Origin of the sequence: Pectobacterium brasiliense (assembly GCF_016950255.1) — a bacterium.
Taxonomy (GTDB): Bacteria; Pseudomonadota; Gammaproteobacteria; order Enterobacterales; family Enterobacteriaceae; genus Pectobacterium; species Pectobacterium brasiliense.
Map to the genome: position 1 here is coordinate 300,299 of NZ_JACGFN010000002.1, position 14,414 is coordinate 314,712.

Annotated in this window: 14 protein-coding genes; 1 reads left to right on the top strand and 13 read right to left on the bottom strand. The window is 61.4% G+C overall.

Annotated elements, in window-relative coordinates; all coding sequences use genetic code 11:
* Nucleotides 1-3 precede the first annotated feature (3 nt).
* From trbJ to H4F65_RS15975, 7 genes are read right to left on the bottom strand one after another with little or no spacing between them, the layout of a single operon-like run.
* Entirely contained in the window at nt 4-747 is a 744-nt protein-coding gene (trbJ, locus tag H4F65_RS15945; RefSeq protein WP_010280365.1) for a P-type conjugative transfer protein TrbJ, read from the bottom strand.
* A complete protein-coding gene (gene trbE / locus H4F65_RS15950; RefSeq protein WP_010280367.1) occupies nt 744-3,194 on the bottom strand; it encodes a conjugal transfer protein TrbE in 2,451 nt (816 codons plus the stop codon). The genes trbJ and trbE overlap by 4 nt, the downstream gene beginning before the upstream one ends.
* A 12-nt stretch (nt 3,195-3,206) precedes the next feature.
* Nucleotides 3,207-3,476: a VirB3 family type IV secretion system protein gene (locus tag H4F65_RS15955; protein WP_010280369.1), complete on the bottom strand. Its 270-nt coding sequence runs from the start codon at nt 3,474-3,476 to the stop codon at nt 3,207-3,209.
* Nucleotides 3,473-3,859, bottom strand: coding sequence for a TrbC/VirB2 family type IV secretion system protein (locus H4F65_RS15960; protein ID WP_010280372.1), 387 nt, complete (start codon nt 3,857-3,859; stop codon nt 3,473-3,475). Before H4F65_RS15960 ends, H4F65_RS15955 begins: the two co-directional genes overlap by 4 nt.
* Entirely contained in the window at nt 3,856-4,926 is a 1,071-nt protein-coding gene (trbB, locus tag H4F65_RS15965; RefSeq protein ID WP_010280374.1) for a P-type conjugative transfer ATPase TrbB, read from the bottom strand. The genes H4F65_RS15960 and trbB overlap by 4 nt, the downstream gene beginning before the upstream one ends.
* On the bottom strand, nt 4,923-5,411 hold the full coding sequence (locus tag H4F65_RS15970; RefSeq protein WP_010280375.1) for a ribbon-helix-helix protein, CopG family: 489 nt from the start codon (nt 5,409-5,411) through the stop codon (nt 4,923-4,925). Before H4F65_RS15970 ends, trbB begins: the two co-directional genes overlap by 4 nt.
* Nucleotides 5,408-7,414, bottom strand: a complete 2,007-nt coding sequence (locus H4F65_RS15975; RefSeq protein ID WP_010280377.1) for a conjugal transfer protein TraG — start codon at nt 7,412-7,414, stop codon at nt 5,408-5,410. Before H4F65_RS15975 ends, H4F65_RS15970 begins: the two co-directional genes overlap by 4 nt.
* On the opposite strand from H4F65_RS15975, the gene H4F65_RS15980 reads away from it, so the two are divergent.
* Nucleotides 7,409-7,612, top strand: a complete 204-nt coding sequence (locus H4F65_RS15980) for a hypothetical protein (RefSeq protein WP_146235404.1) — start codon at nt 7,409-7,411, stop codon at nt 7,610-7,612. The two genes, H4F65_RS15975 and H4F65_RS15980, sit on opposite strands and share 6 nt — an antisense overlap.
* Nucleotides 7,613-7,648: 36 nt before the next feature.
* Here H4F65_RS15980 and H4F65_RS15985 read toward each other — a convergent pair whose 3' ends face one another.
* The 6 genes from H4F65_RS15985 to H4F65_RS16010 all read right to left on the bottom strand — a co-directional run bounded on the left by H4F65_RS15985 (nt 7,649) and on the right by H4F65_RS16010 (nt 14,083).
* Complete coding sequence (locus H4F65_RS15985) at nt 7,649-7,915, bottom strand: EexN family lipoprotein (RefSeq protein WP_010280379.1); 267 nt, start codon at nt 7,913-7,915, stop codon at nt 7,649-7,651.
* Nucleotides 7,912-8,856 (bottom strand): LysR family transcriptional regulator, encoded by a 945-nt coding sequence (locus H4F65_RS15990; RefSeq protein WP_010280381.1) that lies wholly within the window; start codon nt 8,854-8,856, stop codon nt 7,912-7,914. The genes H4F65_RS15985 and H4F65_RS15990 overlap by 4 nt, the downstream gene beginning before the upstream one ends.
* A gap of 104 nt (nt 8,857-8,960) precedes the next feature.
* On the bottom strand, nt 8,961-9,347 hold the full coding sequence (locus H4F65_RS15995) for a hypothetical protein (protein WP_039319956.1): 387 nt from the start codon (nt 9,345-9,347) through the stop codon (nt 8,961-8,963).
* Between the two features lie 74 nt (nt 9,348-9,421).
* Entirely contained in the window at nt 9,422-10,042 is a 621-nt protein-coding gene (locus tag H4F65_RS16000) for a DUF1349 domain-containing protein (protein ID WP_010280387.1), read from the bottom strand.
* A 147-nt stretch (nt 10,043-10,189) separates the two neighbouring features.
* Nucleotides 10,190-11,371, bottom strand: coding sequence for an MFS transporter (locus H4F65_RS16005; protein WP_010280389.1), 1,182 nt, complete (start codon nt 11,369-11,371; stop codon nt 10,190-10,192).
* 18 nt (nt 11,372-11,389) lie between these two features.
* Nucleotides 11,390-14,083: an excinuclease ABC subunit UvrA gene (locus H4F65_RS16010; protein ID WP_010280391.1), complete on the bottom strand. Its 2,694-nt coding sequence runs from the start codon at nt 14,081-14,083 to the stop codon at nt 11,390-11,392.
* Nucleotides 14,084-14,414: the final 331 nt, after the last annotated feature.

Below are 14,414 nucleotides of genomic sequence, written 5' to 3' on the forward strand. Positions count from 1 at the left end.
CCGTCAGTTGCCGTAGAAATCCACGCGCTGCGGTGTGTAGGGCGTGCCATCACCTAGAAAGCGACGCGTCACTTCACGTCCACGTTCGACAGCAGCTGCTTGGCGTGCCAGTTCGAGCGCGGCAGCGCGTTCCTGCGTGATCTGGAGTTGCTGCGCCTGGATGGATTGCTTGGCCTGCAAAGCCAGAAGCTGATTGGTCGCCTGCATGGCTTGCAGCGCGCCGGTGGCGGACTGACTCTGGCTGATCAGATCGGACAGTGCGCTTTCGTCTTGTGCCAGGTTCTGCGACACCTGCGCCTGCATCCGCATGGCGGTATGCAGGCCATTCAAAGTGTTCTTCCAGCGTTCCTGCGCATCGCGCAGCATCTGGTCGCCGCTGACGGTCGCGGCGTATTGTTCCGGGTACAACCGGGCGAAAGTGGCATCCATGCTCTGCACGTCATAGGCCAGGCCGCGCGCCTCGGCGATCAGGCGCTCAGTGGTTGCCAGCGTCGAGCGCAGGCGATTGACGATGTTGAAGTCCAGATTCGCCAGATTGCGCGCCTGGTTCATCAGCATCTGTGCTTCGTTTTGAAGCTGGTTGATTTGGTTGTTGATCTGCTCCAGCGTGCGAACAGCGGTCAACGTGTTCTGCACGAAATTGGACGGGTCAAACACCGTCAGCGCAGACGCAGGCTGTGAGGCCAGCAGCGATACCGACAGCACGGCGGCGAGTGAGACAGAGAGCAAACGGGGTTGGGTGTTCATGGCGAAACCTCCAGAGGATCAGAAGCGAGGAAGGACGCTGCCGCCGGTGAGGAAGGCAGCAGGTCTGCGGCCCAATCGAGGCCGCGATGGCGCAGCCAGGCACCGGCAAAGCCCGGTGTGCCTGCGTCCAGCAGCACGCGATCCATGTCGCGTTGGTCTTGCGGAGTGGAAGCCCCGGCAAAGGCCAGCGTGGCTGGCCCCAGGTCGAGGTCGAACAGGCGATTTCCCAACCGCGATTGGTAGTAGTAGTCACGCTTGGGTTGCGCGGTCGCCACGATCTCGATCTGGCGTGAGTTCAGCCCGAAGCCTTCGTAGATCGTGCGGATCTGCGGCTCTGTGGCCTGCGGATTGGGGAGGAAAATGCGACTCGCGCAGCTTTCGATCACCGCCGCAGCAATGCTCGAATCCTTGATGTCGGCTAGCGACTGAGTAGCGAAGATGACGCTGACATTCTTCTTGCGCAGCGTCTTGAGCCACTGGCGGATGCGGGCGGCGAACACCGGGTCATCGAGGAACAACCAGGCTTCATCGAGGATCAGCAGCGTGGGCGCGCCGTCGAAACGTTCATCGAAGCGGGCGAACAGGTAGCCCAGCACCGCCAGCACCGCCGCCTTGCTGTGCATGAGTTCTTCCATCTCGAAGCACTGCACAGAACCCGAACCAAGACGATCCGAATCTGCGTCCAGCAGCTTGCCGTGCGCGCCGCCCAGTACATAGGGCGCGAGCGCCTGGCGCAATGCGTTCGATTGCAGCAGCACCGACAGGCCCGTCAGCGTGCGCTGCTCCGCCGGCGCACCCGCAAGGCTGCCGAGTGCCGACCAGATCGCGGCCTTCTCCTCTGGGCCGATGGCCACGCCTTCGTGCAGCAAGCGGCCTTCCACCCATTCGGCGGCCCAGGTGCGGTAGCCCTCTTGGTCGACGCGGGCCAACGGCTGGAAAGCAATCGCCCCATCGCTGCCCAGGTCGTAATGCTCGCCCCCAAGCCCCAGGATGGTGGCGCGCATGGAGCGGCCCATATCGAAGGCGAAGATGCGCGAACCGAAGTAACGGCGGAACTGCATTGCCAGCGTGGCGAGCAATACCGACTTGCCCATGCCGGTTGGCCCGGCGACCAGCGTGTGGCCCACGTCTCCGATGTGCGTCACCAGCCGGAACGGCGTCGCGCCATCGGTGCGCGTGACGATCAGCGGCGGGCCATCCAGATGCGCGTTTTTCTCCGGCCCTGCCCAGACCGCTGACAGCGGCATCATGTGCGCCAGGTTCAGCGTCGAAACGATGGGCTGTCGCACATTCGCGTAGGCGTTGCCGGGGATCGAGGACAGCCAGGCATCGACAGCGTTGAGGGTTTCGGGGATGGTGACGAAGCCGCGCCCCTGGATGACGCGTTCCACCATGCGAAGCTTCTCGTCGGCGGTCGCCGGATCAGCATCGAGCACCGTCAATGTGGCAGTGAGATAGCCGAAAGACACCTGATCGCTGCCCAGCTCCTGCAGGGCGGCATCGGCATCGGCGGCCTTGTTGTTGGCGTCGGTATCGACCAGCGGGCTTTCCTGCTGGAAGATCGTTTCACGCAATAGCGCGACGACGTTCTTGCGCTTGGCGAACCACTGGCGGCGCAGGCGGCCCAGTTCTTTTTCCGCTTCGGCTTTGTCCAGGCACAGAAAGCGCGTGCTCCAGCGATAGCCAAAGCCCAGACGGTTGAGGTCGTCCAGAATCCCCGGCCAGGTCGAAGTCGGAAAGCCCCGCACCGATACCACTCGCAGGTGCTGGTCGCCCAGCATGGGGGTCAGACCACCGACCAACGGCGAGTCAGTTAGCAACGCGTCGATGTGAAACGGCACGCCGGGCACACCGACGCGGTAGCGTCGCGTGGACACCGTGGCGTGCAGGTAAGTCAGTGTCTGCGCGTCATCCAGCCAGCCAATTTCCGGCATCACGCCATCGAGCAGGTCGAACACGCGATCTGTTTCTGCCACGAAAGCTTCAAGCCGACCCTGCCAGTCCACACCGTCGCCCGGTGCGTTCTCATAGAGCATCTTGGCGGCGCGGGCGCGAGATTCTTCTGGTGGCAGATAAGCCAGCGTGAGGTGATAGGCGCTCTCGTAGTGATGGCCGGATTCCTCGGAAGCCGCGCGGCGTTCTTCTTCCACCAACCAGGACAACGGCTCGGGGAAGTCGGAACGTGGATAGCCCGCCGCTGCGCGGCGCTCGGCTTCGATGAACAAGGCCCAGCCCGATCCCAGGCGGCGCAGTGCGTTGTTGAGCCGCGCCGACGTGGCGATCAGCTCGCCTTGCGTGGCGCTGTCCAGATCCGGCCCACGAAAGCGTGCTGTGCGCTGGAACGAACCATCCTTGTTCAGCACCACCCCCGGCGCAATCAGCCCGGCCCAGGGCAACCAGTCGGCCAGCAGCGCGGGCCGCTGGCGGTATTCGGCAAGGTTCAGCATGTCGGCTTCTCCCTATGCGTCCAGCAGCGGCTTGTGCTTGATGTGCCGGGCGAAGACCTGCATGAACTGCGGATCGACGCGCGCGCCCCAGACCGCCAGCGAGTGCCCGACGATCCAGAGCACCACACCGGGAATCCACAGTTGCAGGCCCAGCCCGACGGCGGCGGCCAGCGTGCCGTTGGCAATGGCCACGGTGCGGGGCGCACCGCCCAGCAGGATCGGCTCGGTCAGCGAGCGATGCAGCGGCACTTCAAAACCCGGAAGATCGGTGGCCGTGCTCATACGACGGCCCCGCCGGAGAAGCTGAAAAACGACAGGAAGAAGCTGGAAGCCGCAAAGGCAATGGACAGACCGAAGACGATCTGGATCAGCTTGCGGAAACCGCCACTGGTATCCCCAAAGGCCAGCGCCAGACCCGTCGCAATAATGATGATGACCGCTACGATGCGGGCTACCGGCCCCTGGATGGATTCGAGGATGGATTGCAGTGGGCCTTCCCACGGCATTGAGGAACCGGCGGCCTGAGCCGTACCCGCCAGCAACAGCATCAACACCGCGAGCAGCAGCCCTTGTCCTGCGGGGCGAACCAGACTACGCAGCCGCGGCAGCGTGGGCGGCGGAGAAAGTGGATTGACAGAAAGACGGAAAGCATCAAAGTGCGTCATGGCAGTTCTCCAGGTTGATCAGTGGTCAGGGAAGGCGCAGCGGCACCGGCTGCGAGAGGAACCGGCGGCAACTCGGGAAGCGGTGCTTCCAGCGCATCCGCCAGGCGGTAGCCCGCGCCGTCGAAGCCGACAACGCGGGAAATGGTTTCGACGTGGCGCTTGCGGCCGCGTCCGGCGATGTGGATGACGACGTTGACCGCCTCGGCGATCAGGGCGCGGGGCGGGTTCACCGCCACTTCGAGAATCAGTTGCTCCAGGCGCAGCAGTGCGCCCAAGGCGGAGCCGGCATGGATGGTGGCGATACCACCGGGGTGGCCGGTGCCCCAGACCTTCACCAGATCCAGCGCTTCGCCGCCGCGCACTTCGCCCACGATCACGCGATCCGGGCGCAGCCGCATCGTGGCGCGCACCAGCTCCTGCATCGACACCACGCCCGCACGGGTGCGCAGCGGCACATGGTCACGGGCTGCGCATTGCAGTTCCATGGTGTCTTCCAGCACCAGCACGCGGTCGCCGGTGGCGGCGATCTCGGCCAGCAAGGCGTTGGCCAGCGTGGTCTTGCCGGTACTGGTGCCTCCGGCGATCAGGATGTTGTGCCGCTCGCGCACGGCATGACGCAGAAACTCGGCCTGCCCAGCGGTCAGGATGCCGTCGGCCACATACCGATCCAGACCGATGATGCTCACGGCGCGCTTGCGCAGCGCAAAGGCCGGGCCGGGTGCGGCGGGCGGCAGAATGCCCTCGAAGCGTTCGCCGGTTTCCGGCAGTTCGGCGGTCAAGAGCGGTTGGCCGCGATGCACCTCCGCACCGACATGGGCGGCGACCAGGCGGATGATGCGTTCGCCATCGGCTTCGGGTAGTTCAACGCCGAGCGGCGCACGGCCAGAGGACAACCGATCTACCCACAATGTCCGATCGGGGTTGAGCATCACTTCCACCACGTCCGGGTCTTCCAGCGCGGCGGCAATCACCGGCCCCATCGCCGTGCGCAGCATCTGGATGCGGCGATCCTGGGACGCCGCAGCGGATGAGCGTGGATCGGGCGCGATCTGTGGAACGGCACTCATGACGCACGCTCCGCTGTGCGTTCATGGGCGGCAGCCATTGCCGCCGCGTCATCCATGCGCATGCCGAACTCACGATCTTGGGGGTGCAGTTCTTCCACAACGTCGCGCACCAGGCTGCGGCCACGCAGCAGGTGGCGACCCAACTGTTCGACAAACTGCTCGAAACGCGCCTTGCCCTGCGCGCGAGCCGCGTCCTGATGGGCCTCCGGCACCGGCGTGCTGACGGTCAGGTAGTAGCGGACGAACAGCGCCAGCGTTTCGATCTGGATGTTCTGGTCGCGCTCCAGGCGCTCGGCCTGCCGCGACAGACGATCCAGTCGTTTGGCAATGGCGGCCTCACGCTGGTCGCCGGCATCAGGCGACAGCCAGGATGCCAAGGCAGCGGCGACGATGCTGGACTTGGACACGCCTTTCTTGGCGGCCAGTTCGTCCAGACGCTTGGCGTGCTCATGCTGGATGAACAGGTTCAATCGGTATTGGCTCATAGGTCGATTCCGTCGTTGGGGTCGAGAGATGCCAGCCGCGCCGTGCGTTGCAGAGCCGGATCGAGCTGGCCGGGAAGCACCGGGGGCATGTCGTCGTCATCGAGCAGCGACAGATCGCTGGTCGTGGCATCCATCTCGGGGGCATAGGCGATGGTTTCCGACAGTTCGGGCTGACGGCGTGGGCCGCCGTCATCGGTCGAACCCAAGTTCTCTAAGTCATCAGCGGATGCCGTGGTCGGTGACACAGGAACCGCAGGTATTGCTAGACCGCTCCAGTCATCAGGGCGTGCAGGCGGCACATCGGCATAGCGGCCTGCCGTCACCACAGGCGGCGGAATTACCCGTTGCTTGAAATTGGCGTCGGCGAAATAGCGCAGCTTCTTCGCCTTGATCGGCGCGACGCTGGACACCATCACCACGGATTCATCGGGCGGAAGCTGCATCACTTCGCCCGGCGTCAGCAGTGGCCGCGCCGTCTCCTGCCGCGACACCATCAGGTGCCCCAGCCACGGTGCAAGCCGGTGGCCGGCATAGTTGCGCTGTGCGCGCAACTCAGTGGCCGTGCCCAATGTTTCGGAAATGCGTTTGGCGGTGCGTTCGTCGTTGGTGGCGAACGTCACTCGCACATGGCAGTTATCGAGGATGGAATGGTTCTGCCCATACGCCTTGTCGATCTGGTTGAGCGACTGCGCGATCAGAAAGCTGCGGATGCCGTAGCCCGCCATGAAGGCGAGCGCTGTCTCGAAGAAGTCCAGCCGACCCAGCGCCGGAAATTCATCGAGCATCAACAGCAGCTTGTGGCGGCGTTGGATGCCGTCGCTGCCGTCCAACGATTCGGTGATTCGTCGGCCGATCTGGTTGAGGATCAGCCGGATCAGCGGTTTGGTGCGCGAAATGTCCGAAGGCGGCACCACCAGATAGAGCGATACCGGGTGCTTGGCGGAAATCAGGTCGGCAATGCGCCAATCGCAGCGCGAGGTGACTTCTGCCACTGTAGGGTCGCGGTACAACCCCAGGAACGACATGGCGGTTGAGAGCACACCAGAGCGCTCGTTGTCCGACTTGTTGAGCACTTCGCGGGCAGCGGAGGCGACGACGGGATGCTGCGCATCACCCAGGTGTTTAGTCGTCATCATCCGATGCAAGGTCAGCTCGAACGGGCTGGCTGGATCGCTGAGAAAGTTGGCGACGCCACGCAGCGTCTTGTCTTCCCCCGCGTACAGCACATGCAGGATCGCGCCGACCAGTAGCGCGTGACTGGTCTTCTCCCAGTGGTTGCGCTTCTCCAGCGCGCCTTCGGGATCGACCAAGATGTCGGCGATGTTCTGCACGTCGCGCACCTCATGCGCGCCGCGCCGCACTTCCAGCAGCGGGTTGTAAGCCGCCGACTTCGCATCTGTCGGGTTGAACAGCAGGCAGTGGCTGAATCGACTGCGCCAGCCAGCGGTGATCTGCCAGTTCTCGCCCTTGATGTCGTGGATGACGGCGGATGTCGGCCAGGACAACAGCGTTGGCACCACTAGGCCCACGCCCTTGCCCGAGCGAGTGGGCGCAAAGGTCAGGACGTGTTCCGGCCCTTCGTGCCTCAGGTAATGGCCGTCATGCTGACCGAGAAAGACGCCGGCGGGCTGCGTCAGCCCGGCCTTGCGAATGTCGGCAGCATCGGCCCAACGGGCCGAGCCATAGGTCGTCACCTTGCGCGCCTGCCGCGAGCGCCAGACAGACATAGCGATGGCGACCGCCACGGCCAGCAGGCCGCTGCTTGCCGCGATCATGCCTCCGGTGTCGAACACCTGCGGCGCGTAGGCGTCGAAGAAAAACCACCACTCGAAGAGCTTCCACGGGTAATAGACCGGTGTGCCGTGGAAGTCGAACCAGGGCGAGCCAAGGCGTAGCTGGTAGCCCAAGGCGGCGGCTGTCCATTGCGTGGCACCCCACACACCGGCGATCACGATGCCGAACACGGCGGCGATCTGCCCGAACAAAACGCCCTGAGCTTGCATACCTTGGCCTCCGATTTCTCCTGCGCTGATTCGCCGTGGAAAACGCGGCACAAAGGCGTGCCGCAGGCGTCAGGATCGGTGCCGGTTCAGTGCCGGTCAAAGACCGTTATCGGCAGCAAGGTGATGCAAAAAGCATGGCTCCATGTAGAGAAGAAGCCAGTAGAAACGCCGCAGGCGTGGGCGCGCTGCGGCGTGTAGAGAAAATAACGAAGATACGCGGCAAGCCGCCAACAGTTAGAACTTGGGCGGCGTTTCCGATGGCGTGTAAGGCACCTTGCCGTCGCCCAAAAAGCGCTTATTCGTCGCCTCCGCTACCCGGTTGCAGAGTACGTCTCCCATTGCCGTACGCTCGGTCTTGCACTGACGGCGCAGTTCCTTCAAGCGTTCGGGATCGGCCGCCAGTTCTTCCACGGTCGGGACACCGAAGTCCTGCTTCGGCGGCTCCGACGGGTCGCATGCTGTAAGCGCCGCGACCAGCAGCAAAGGGGTCATTCGCTTCATGGCTCGGTGTCCTCCGGGGCATCAGGTTCAGGTGGTTGTTCGGGCCTCGCGCCTTCGAGCAAGTCAATAGCTTGCACCCGCTCGATAAATCGGGACAGCGCTTCCGAAGGCTCACCTTCGCGATGCAGTAGATAGGTCGTCAGCACTGGGGAACAGCCTGCCAAGGGCCGCGCAACTACGCCCGGTTCGCGGCTGGCCTCGATGTGTGGTGCGGCAGTCAGGCCCAGCGCGAAGCCCGCTGATACCAGCGCCATCATCAGGTCGTATGAGGACACACGCTCTGCAATCAGTGGCTCCATTTCCGCGCGGCGCAGCACCCGCTCGACCTGGCGCGCGTGTCCTTCACAAGCGAGCGGATCACACAGCACGAGGGGGTAACGTATCATCTCCTCCAGCGGAATGCGCTTGTGTCTGAGCAGCGGGTGGCGAGCTGGCACCGCCACCATTAGCGGATCACTCCACACAGCCTGGGCTGCAATGCCTTCACCCACTTCATTGGATTGTGCGAAACCAACGTCGTAAAGGTCGTCGTGCAGCCCTTTGATCTGCTGTGAAAGCGGCACCTCAAACAGACGGATCTCGACTTCGGGTTCCTCCTGCCGGCACAACGCCAACAAGTTCGGCAAGCGCGATGACGTCGTGCCGTCGGACAGTGCAATGCGTAATTGCCCATGAAAGCCATTGGCCGCAGCCTGCACGCTGTCTCGGGCTTGCTGCAAGGCTGTGAAGATGCGCGGCACATGCTCAAGAAAAAGCTTGCCTGCCCGTGTCAGTCGTGTGCTGCGGCTGGTGCGTACGAACAATTGCTCGCCCAGATCTTCTTCCAATTCCCTGATGGTGCGCGACAAGGGCGACTGTTCTATATGTAGTTTTTCCGCAGCTCGGGCAAAGTGAAGCTCTTCCGCAACAGCGAGGAAACACCGTAAGTGCCGCAGTTCCATAGTTTCCCTTGTTCCCAATCGTTCCTATAAGAGCCTTGGTTATTCAACAGTCCCACTCACCACAAGAACCACAGTCAAGGCAACGCTCAAAGCGTGCCGAAAGCTTATGCCTTATGCCTCTGCAGGGTGGGAGCCAACAGCAACGGCAGAGCCAACAGCGTTAGAACAACAAGCATGGTGAGCCGAAGGCCGATGTGCTCGCCGATGAAGCCGAGTGGCGAAGGGCCGACGAGAAAGGCCGTGTAGCCGATCGTGGCCAAAACCGCGATGCGCGCGATTAGACCGAACCCGCCGTTCGCGAATCCAGAGAGGTGAACGTGATGCCAGTCATTTGGCACGCCATCTTTAGACATGTACTGACACATGGGGGCTACCCAAGCCCTGTTTGGGATCGTGACGCCGCCTGTAACCAAAGGCGAAAAAAGGTGGGTTTGTGCCGAAGCCATCAAACGCACATGAATGGTGTAATAGGAGAAAATGGGCAGGGACATAGCGTCCCGGTCTCTTGGCATGCATCCAATTACCGATTGCGCAATCTGATGCATGCAGAGACGTCGAGATACCATCAGAGCCCGTTGCGGAAGTCGGCGATGCTCACGTCGGTCAACGCGTAGTTGCTGAACGAGACATTGCAGCCATCGGCATTGGGGGATTGCGCCTCAAAGCCAATTTCCGGCTCCGCCTCGGTGTTGTCAAAAGCGAATGCCCGCACGAAAATCCACTTCACGCCATCCACTGAAGCATGCAGCGCGTACACGTTCTCTTTACGAGAAATGCGCAGATTTACCTGCTTGCCATCCACAGTAAAAGCATTCGCGTCGTCGGAGGTGCCACCTTTATTGATGACTGAAACCACCATGGGCTCCCCGTCTGGGGAATATTCGAAGCACAGCTTCGCCCAGGTGCTCTCATCGACCCGCAAGAGCAGCACACCCGCGTCAAAGGTGGCTCCGAACTCGACGTGTACTGTGGCACTGAATTGAAAGTCACCGGCCGGAATGCGAGTCATCAACGTCGCCGCATTGTGACGGCTGGCAGACGACACTACGGATCCAGCGCGGCCCGGATCTATGAAGATGTCGCTATGCCCGGGTGCGGTGGTGGTCACGCGACCGCTGTTGTTGTCAACCTTCCAGTCAGACCCTTGCGAAGCAACGAAGTCGTAAGGGACGTTGTGTAGTTTCATGACGCTCTCCAGTTCTAGGTTGGCAGAAAGAATCCGCGCGTATTGAAAGTGTCTGATCAGCGTGTGATGACGCGAACCAGCCATGGTGAAACTATGTCGCTCGCGTGCCTAGTGCGGGCTCAAGGTTTTGAAGAATCCTGTGAAGGCTCATGAACTACGCCTTTGCAAAGTGGTTGCCAACAGCAATGGCAGAGCCAATAGAGCCATGACAAATAGCATCGTGAGCCGTAGGCCTATGTGCTCGCCGATGAAGCCGAGTAGCGGAGGGCCGACAAGAAAGGCCGTGTAGCCGATCGTGGCCAGAACCGCGATGCGCGCGGATGGATCATGTCCAACTGAGGCACCGGCTGACATCGCTACAGGAAAGCCCAGTGATGCACCGATTCCCCAAAGAAATACGCCGATACCTGCCACAGACAAGGTTGGGGCCAGAACTACTATTAGTATTCCGACTGCGCCGATAAGCGCACTGGCGCGAATTACGTTGACGGGTCCGAAACGGCTCAGCACCCCGGTTCCCAAGAACCGTCCCAATGTCATCGTCGCAGCGAAAGCGACGAACAGAAGCGAACCAATGGCTTCAGAGGTTTCGTGCGCGTCCACAATCAGCAGTGGTAGCCAGTCGTTGGCGGAGCCTTCGGCCAGCGCCACAGCCAGCACAATTGCACCGATGAGGATGAGCTTCGGATCATCCTTGATGGTCGTGATGAAGCCTCGCTTATTTGCGGAATCAGTCGCGCGTGCGCCGTGTGATCCGACCACACCGTAGGCGACATAGACCAGCATCGGACACAGCAGCGCACAGACGACGAGCATGTGCGAGGTAACGGACAAGCCTTTTGCAACCAGTAGCAGACCACACACGGCACCGAGCGTCGTACCCAGGCTGAAGCAGCCGTGTACCAGCGTTAGCACGGGTCGCCCCAGCCCACGTTCCACATGCGCCCCCAACACGTTGACGGCCACTTCGGCCTGGGCCATTCCAAAACCAACCAGGCCCAAGCCAAAGCCTGTCATCCAAGCCAAAGCGAGGTGAGTACCGCTCGACAGCACGATCAGGCCCGCCAGAGCGAGCGTCATGCCAGCGCAGACTGCACGATCTGCACCAATACGGGCCACGATGTTGCCGGCCAGCAGAATCCCGCCCATCGAGCCAAGCGAGAACCCGAAAAGGATCAGACCCATCTCTGCTGTGGATGCGCTCAGAGCGTCGCGGATAGAGGGCGTGCGCACGATCCAGGAGGCCATGACAAAGCCGAGCACGAGGAAACATCCGAACAATGCCCGGCGCGTTTTGAGCAATCTTGCGTTTTCAGTATTCACATTCATTCTTGGTTGCAGGAGGCCTTAGGCCTTGCTGGTTGATCTGACGAAGCAAGCCGTTTGTTTGCCTACCAGTTCATTGGAGAGATAAGGCGCTGTCCGGCTTGCCTTTACGGCAGCCACTACCTCTGGAGGCCCACTGACCACCACTCGGCCTCCCGAATTGCCAGCCCCTGGTCCCATGTCGATGACCCAATCACACGCCGCGACCACGCGCATGTCGTGCTCGACCACCACAACTGTGTTGCCTGCCTGGACCAATCCATCGAGTTGCAGGAGCAAGCGATCGACATCCGCCGGGTGCAGTCCAGTGGTGGGCTCGTCCAGCACGTAAAGGGTGTTGCCATGCTGCAGCCGCTGCAACTCGGTGACGAGCTTGATGCGTTGCGCCTCACCCCCGCTCAACTCGGTCGCAGGCTGCCCCAGTCGCAGATAGCCCAGGCCGATGTCGTGCAACAGCATCAGTGGTCGCAGTACGGCAGGCTCATCCGAAAACACCTCGCAGGCATCCTTCACTGTGAGGTCAAGCACCTGCGCAATCGTCAGATCCTTCCACTTGATCTCAAGCGTTGCCGGGTTGTAACGAGCACCGTGGCATTCCGGGCACGGTGCGTACACGCTCGGGAGGAACAGCAACTCCACGCTCACAAAGCCTTCGCCTTCGCACTTTGGGCATCGTCCCTGTGCGACGTTGAAGGAAAAACGCCCTGGCCCATAGCGGCGCCGCTGTGCTGCAGGTGTGGCCGCGAACAGCTTGCGTACGCCGTCGAACAAGCCGGTGTAAGTTGCCAGGTTGGACCGTGGCGTGCGGCCGATGGGCTTTTGATCAACCCGAACCAGTCGTTTGATACCGACCAATCCCGCCAAGCGGCCCGCCGTCACGACGCCTGCACTATTGCTGGCAGCACCCGGATCATCGTCTTGCAGGTCGCTGAAGGATTGCGCGCTACTGGGCGAGCTATCGCCATCGTTGTGCTCGGCGTCAACCAAAGGCGTGCCGAGCTCCTGCGCTACAAGTTCGACCAGTGCATGACTGACCAGACTCGACTTCCCAGAGCCAGAAATTCCGGTCACCGCCGTCAGACACCCCGTCGGAAACGCGGCGTCCACATTTTTAAGGTTATGGCGCACAACGCCTTCAAGGCGTAGCCACTCAAGGGCATCCCGGCGAACTTGAACCTTTCTGTCGCTCTTGGCCGGGAACAGGTAGCGCGCCGTTTTGGATCGACTAACTTTCGCTAGCCCAGCAGGAGGGCCGCTATAGAGAACTTCTCCTCCATGGGCGCCAGCGTCGGGTCCGACGTCTACCAACCAGTCCGCTTCGCCCATGGTGGCCAGATCGTGCTCCACCACAAACAAGGAATTGCCAACTCTTTTGAGCCGATGCAGTGCAGCAATCAGTGCTTCGCCGTCTGCGGGGTGTAATCCTGCAGACGGTTCATCGAGTACGTACACGACTCCGAAAAGCTGTGATACCAGTTGCGTGGCCAGACGCAGGCGTTGCAGCTCGCCCGAGGACAGCGATGGCGTCGCGCGGTCGAGCCACAGATACCCAAGCCCGAGCTGTGTCATCGCGCTGATGCGCGAGGTAATTTCCTGGGCTAATCGCTGGGCAGCAAGCACCTGCTCCTGGGCATATTCAGGTACGGGCTTTGTCGTCGATCCCGAGCGGCGTTTACCGCCAGCCGTGGTGGGAAGACCCGCATGAATGCTGGCTGCTGGGATCTCCTGTCCGAGCCTGCCTTCGGCCGCCGGAGTAAGGAGCACTGCCATCTCGTCGAGCGTCAACCGCCCGAGCTCAACGATGTCGAGACCCGAGAAGGTGACCGTCAAAGCCTCAGGCTTGATGCGCTTTCCACCACAAACATGGCAGTCGCTACTGACCATGAATGCCGCGGCCCGCTCGCGCATACGCGCGCTCTTGCTGTGTGCGTAGGTGTGCAAGACATGCCGCTTCGCACTGCTGAATGTGCCCATGTAGCTTGGCGACAAACCAGTCTTTTGCGCGGCCTTGGCTTCCTCATGGCTGGCTCCGGCATACACCGGGACGGTAGGCTGCTCTTCAGTAAAAAGAATCCAGTCGCGCAATTTCTTGGGAAGCTTTCGCCATGGCACATCGACGTCGTGTCCCAGCATGACGAGGATGTCCCGCAGATTCTGCCCACCCCACGCAGTGGGCCAGGCCGCTACAGCGCGCTCGCGAATCGTCAGGCCGTCATTCGGAACCATCGACTGTTCGGTAACTTCATAGACTTTGCCCATGCCGTGGCAATGCGGGCATGCACCTTCCGGTGTGTTGGGCGAAAAGTCTTCCGCATACAGCATGGGGTGCCCCACGGGATACCGGCCCGCACGGGAGTAAAGGAGCCGCACCAAATTGGAAATGCCGCTCAGACTCCCAATAGAGGACCGAGCGGTAGGTGTACCCCGACGCTGTTGCAGCGCCACGGCGGGTGGCAGACCGTCGATAGCGTCCACATCCGGCGTACCCGCTTGGTCGATCAGCCGACGTGCATAAGGCGCAACTGATTCCAAGTAGCGACGCTGCGACTCGGCATATAAGGTGCCGAAAGCCAAGGACGACTTGCCCGAACCCGAGATACCCGTGAAGACCACCAGCGAATCACGGGGAATCTCAACGTCAATGTTCTTTAGGTTGTTTTCCCGTGCCCCGCGAATACTCACAAACCCGTGATTTTTAGATATTTCGTTCTTCATAATGTCGACTGATATCGTGGTTTCTTCCGAATTTGCAGGAGCGCAAAATGCTGTGCCCCCGCAATGATTCCGTTGCCTCCGTATTGCGTTGCTACACCCATTGAGGCCACAGCATCCACATCACAGCATTTGCATACGTTGGATTCGGACGACTTGCCACAGGTGCGTTCTCCGTTTTTCCTAAAGTCCGGGCAACGCCGCACTGCGCTTACGCTGCCCAAGACGAATCAGTTGCTCCCAGCAGCCGTAACAATATCAACCGAGCTATAAGCCAGTACCAGCCTCAGTTCTAATTTTTAGCTGGTTTCTGACTGTATACATGACTAAGCAA

Coding starts and splice junctions, on each gene's coding strand:
- trbJ (WP_010280365.1), bottom strand. CDS start 747: ATGAACACCCAACCCCGTTTGCTCTCTGTCTCACTCGCCGCCGTGCTG.
- trbE (WP_010280367.1), bottom strand. CDS start 3,194: ATGCTGAACCTTGCCGAATACCGCCAGCGGCCCGCGCTGCTGGCCGAC.
- H4F65_RS15955 (WP_010280369.1), bottom strand. CDS start 3,476: ATGAGCACGGCCACCGATCTTCCGGGTTTTGAAGTGCCGCTGCATCGC.
- H4F65_RS15960 (WP_010280372.1), bottom strand. CDS start 3,859: ATGACGCACTTTGATGCTTTCCGTCTTTCTGTCAATCCACTTTCTCCG.
- trbB (WP_010280374.1), bottom strand. CDS start 4,926: ATGAGTGCCGTTCCACAGATCGCGCCCGATCCACGCTCATCCGCTGCG.
- H4F65_RS15970 (WP_010280375.1), bottom strand. CDS start 5,411: ATGAGCCAATACCGATTGAACCTGTTCATCCAGCATGAGCACGCCAAG.
- H4F65_RS15975 (WP_010280377.1), bottom strand. CDS start 7,414: ATGCAAGCTCAGGGCGTTTTGTTCGGGCAGATCGCCGCCGTGTTCGGC.
- H4F65_RS15985 (WP_010280379.1), bottom strand. CDS start 7,915: ATGAAGCGAATGACCCCTTTGCTGCTGGTCGCGGCGCTTACAGCATGC.
- H4F65_RS15990 (WP_010280381.1), bottom strand. CDS start 8,856: ATGGAACTGCGGCACTTACGGTGTTTCCTCGCTGTTGCGGAAGAGCTT.
- H4F65_RS15995 (WP_039319956.1), bottom strand. CDS start 9,347: ATGTCCCTGCCCATTTTCTCCTATTACACCATTCATGTGCGTTTGATG.
- H4F65_RS16000 (WP_010280387.1), bottom strand. CDS start 10,042: ATGAAACTACACAACGTCCCTTACGACTTCGTTGCTTCGCAAGGGTCT.
- H4F65_RS16005 (WP_010280389.1), bottom strand. CDS start 11,371: ATGAATGTGAATACTGAAAACGCAAGATTGCTCAAAACGCGCCGGGCA.
- H4F65_RS16010 (WP_010280391.1), bottom strand. CDS start 14,083: ATGAAGAACGAAATATCTAAAAATCACGGGTTTGTGAGTATTCGCGGG.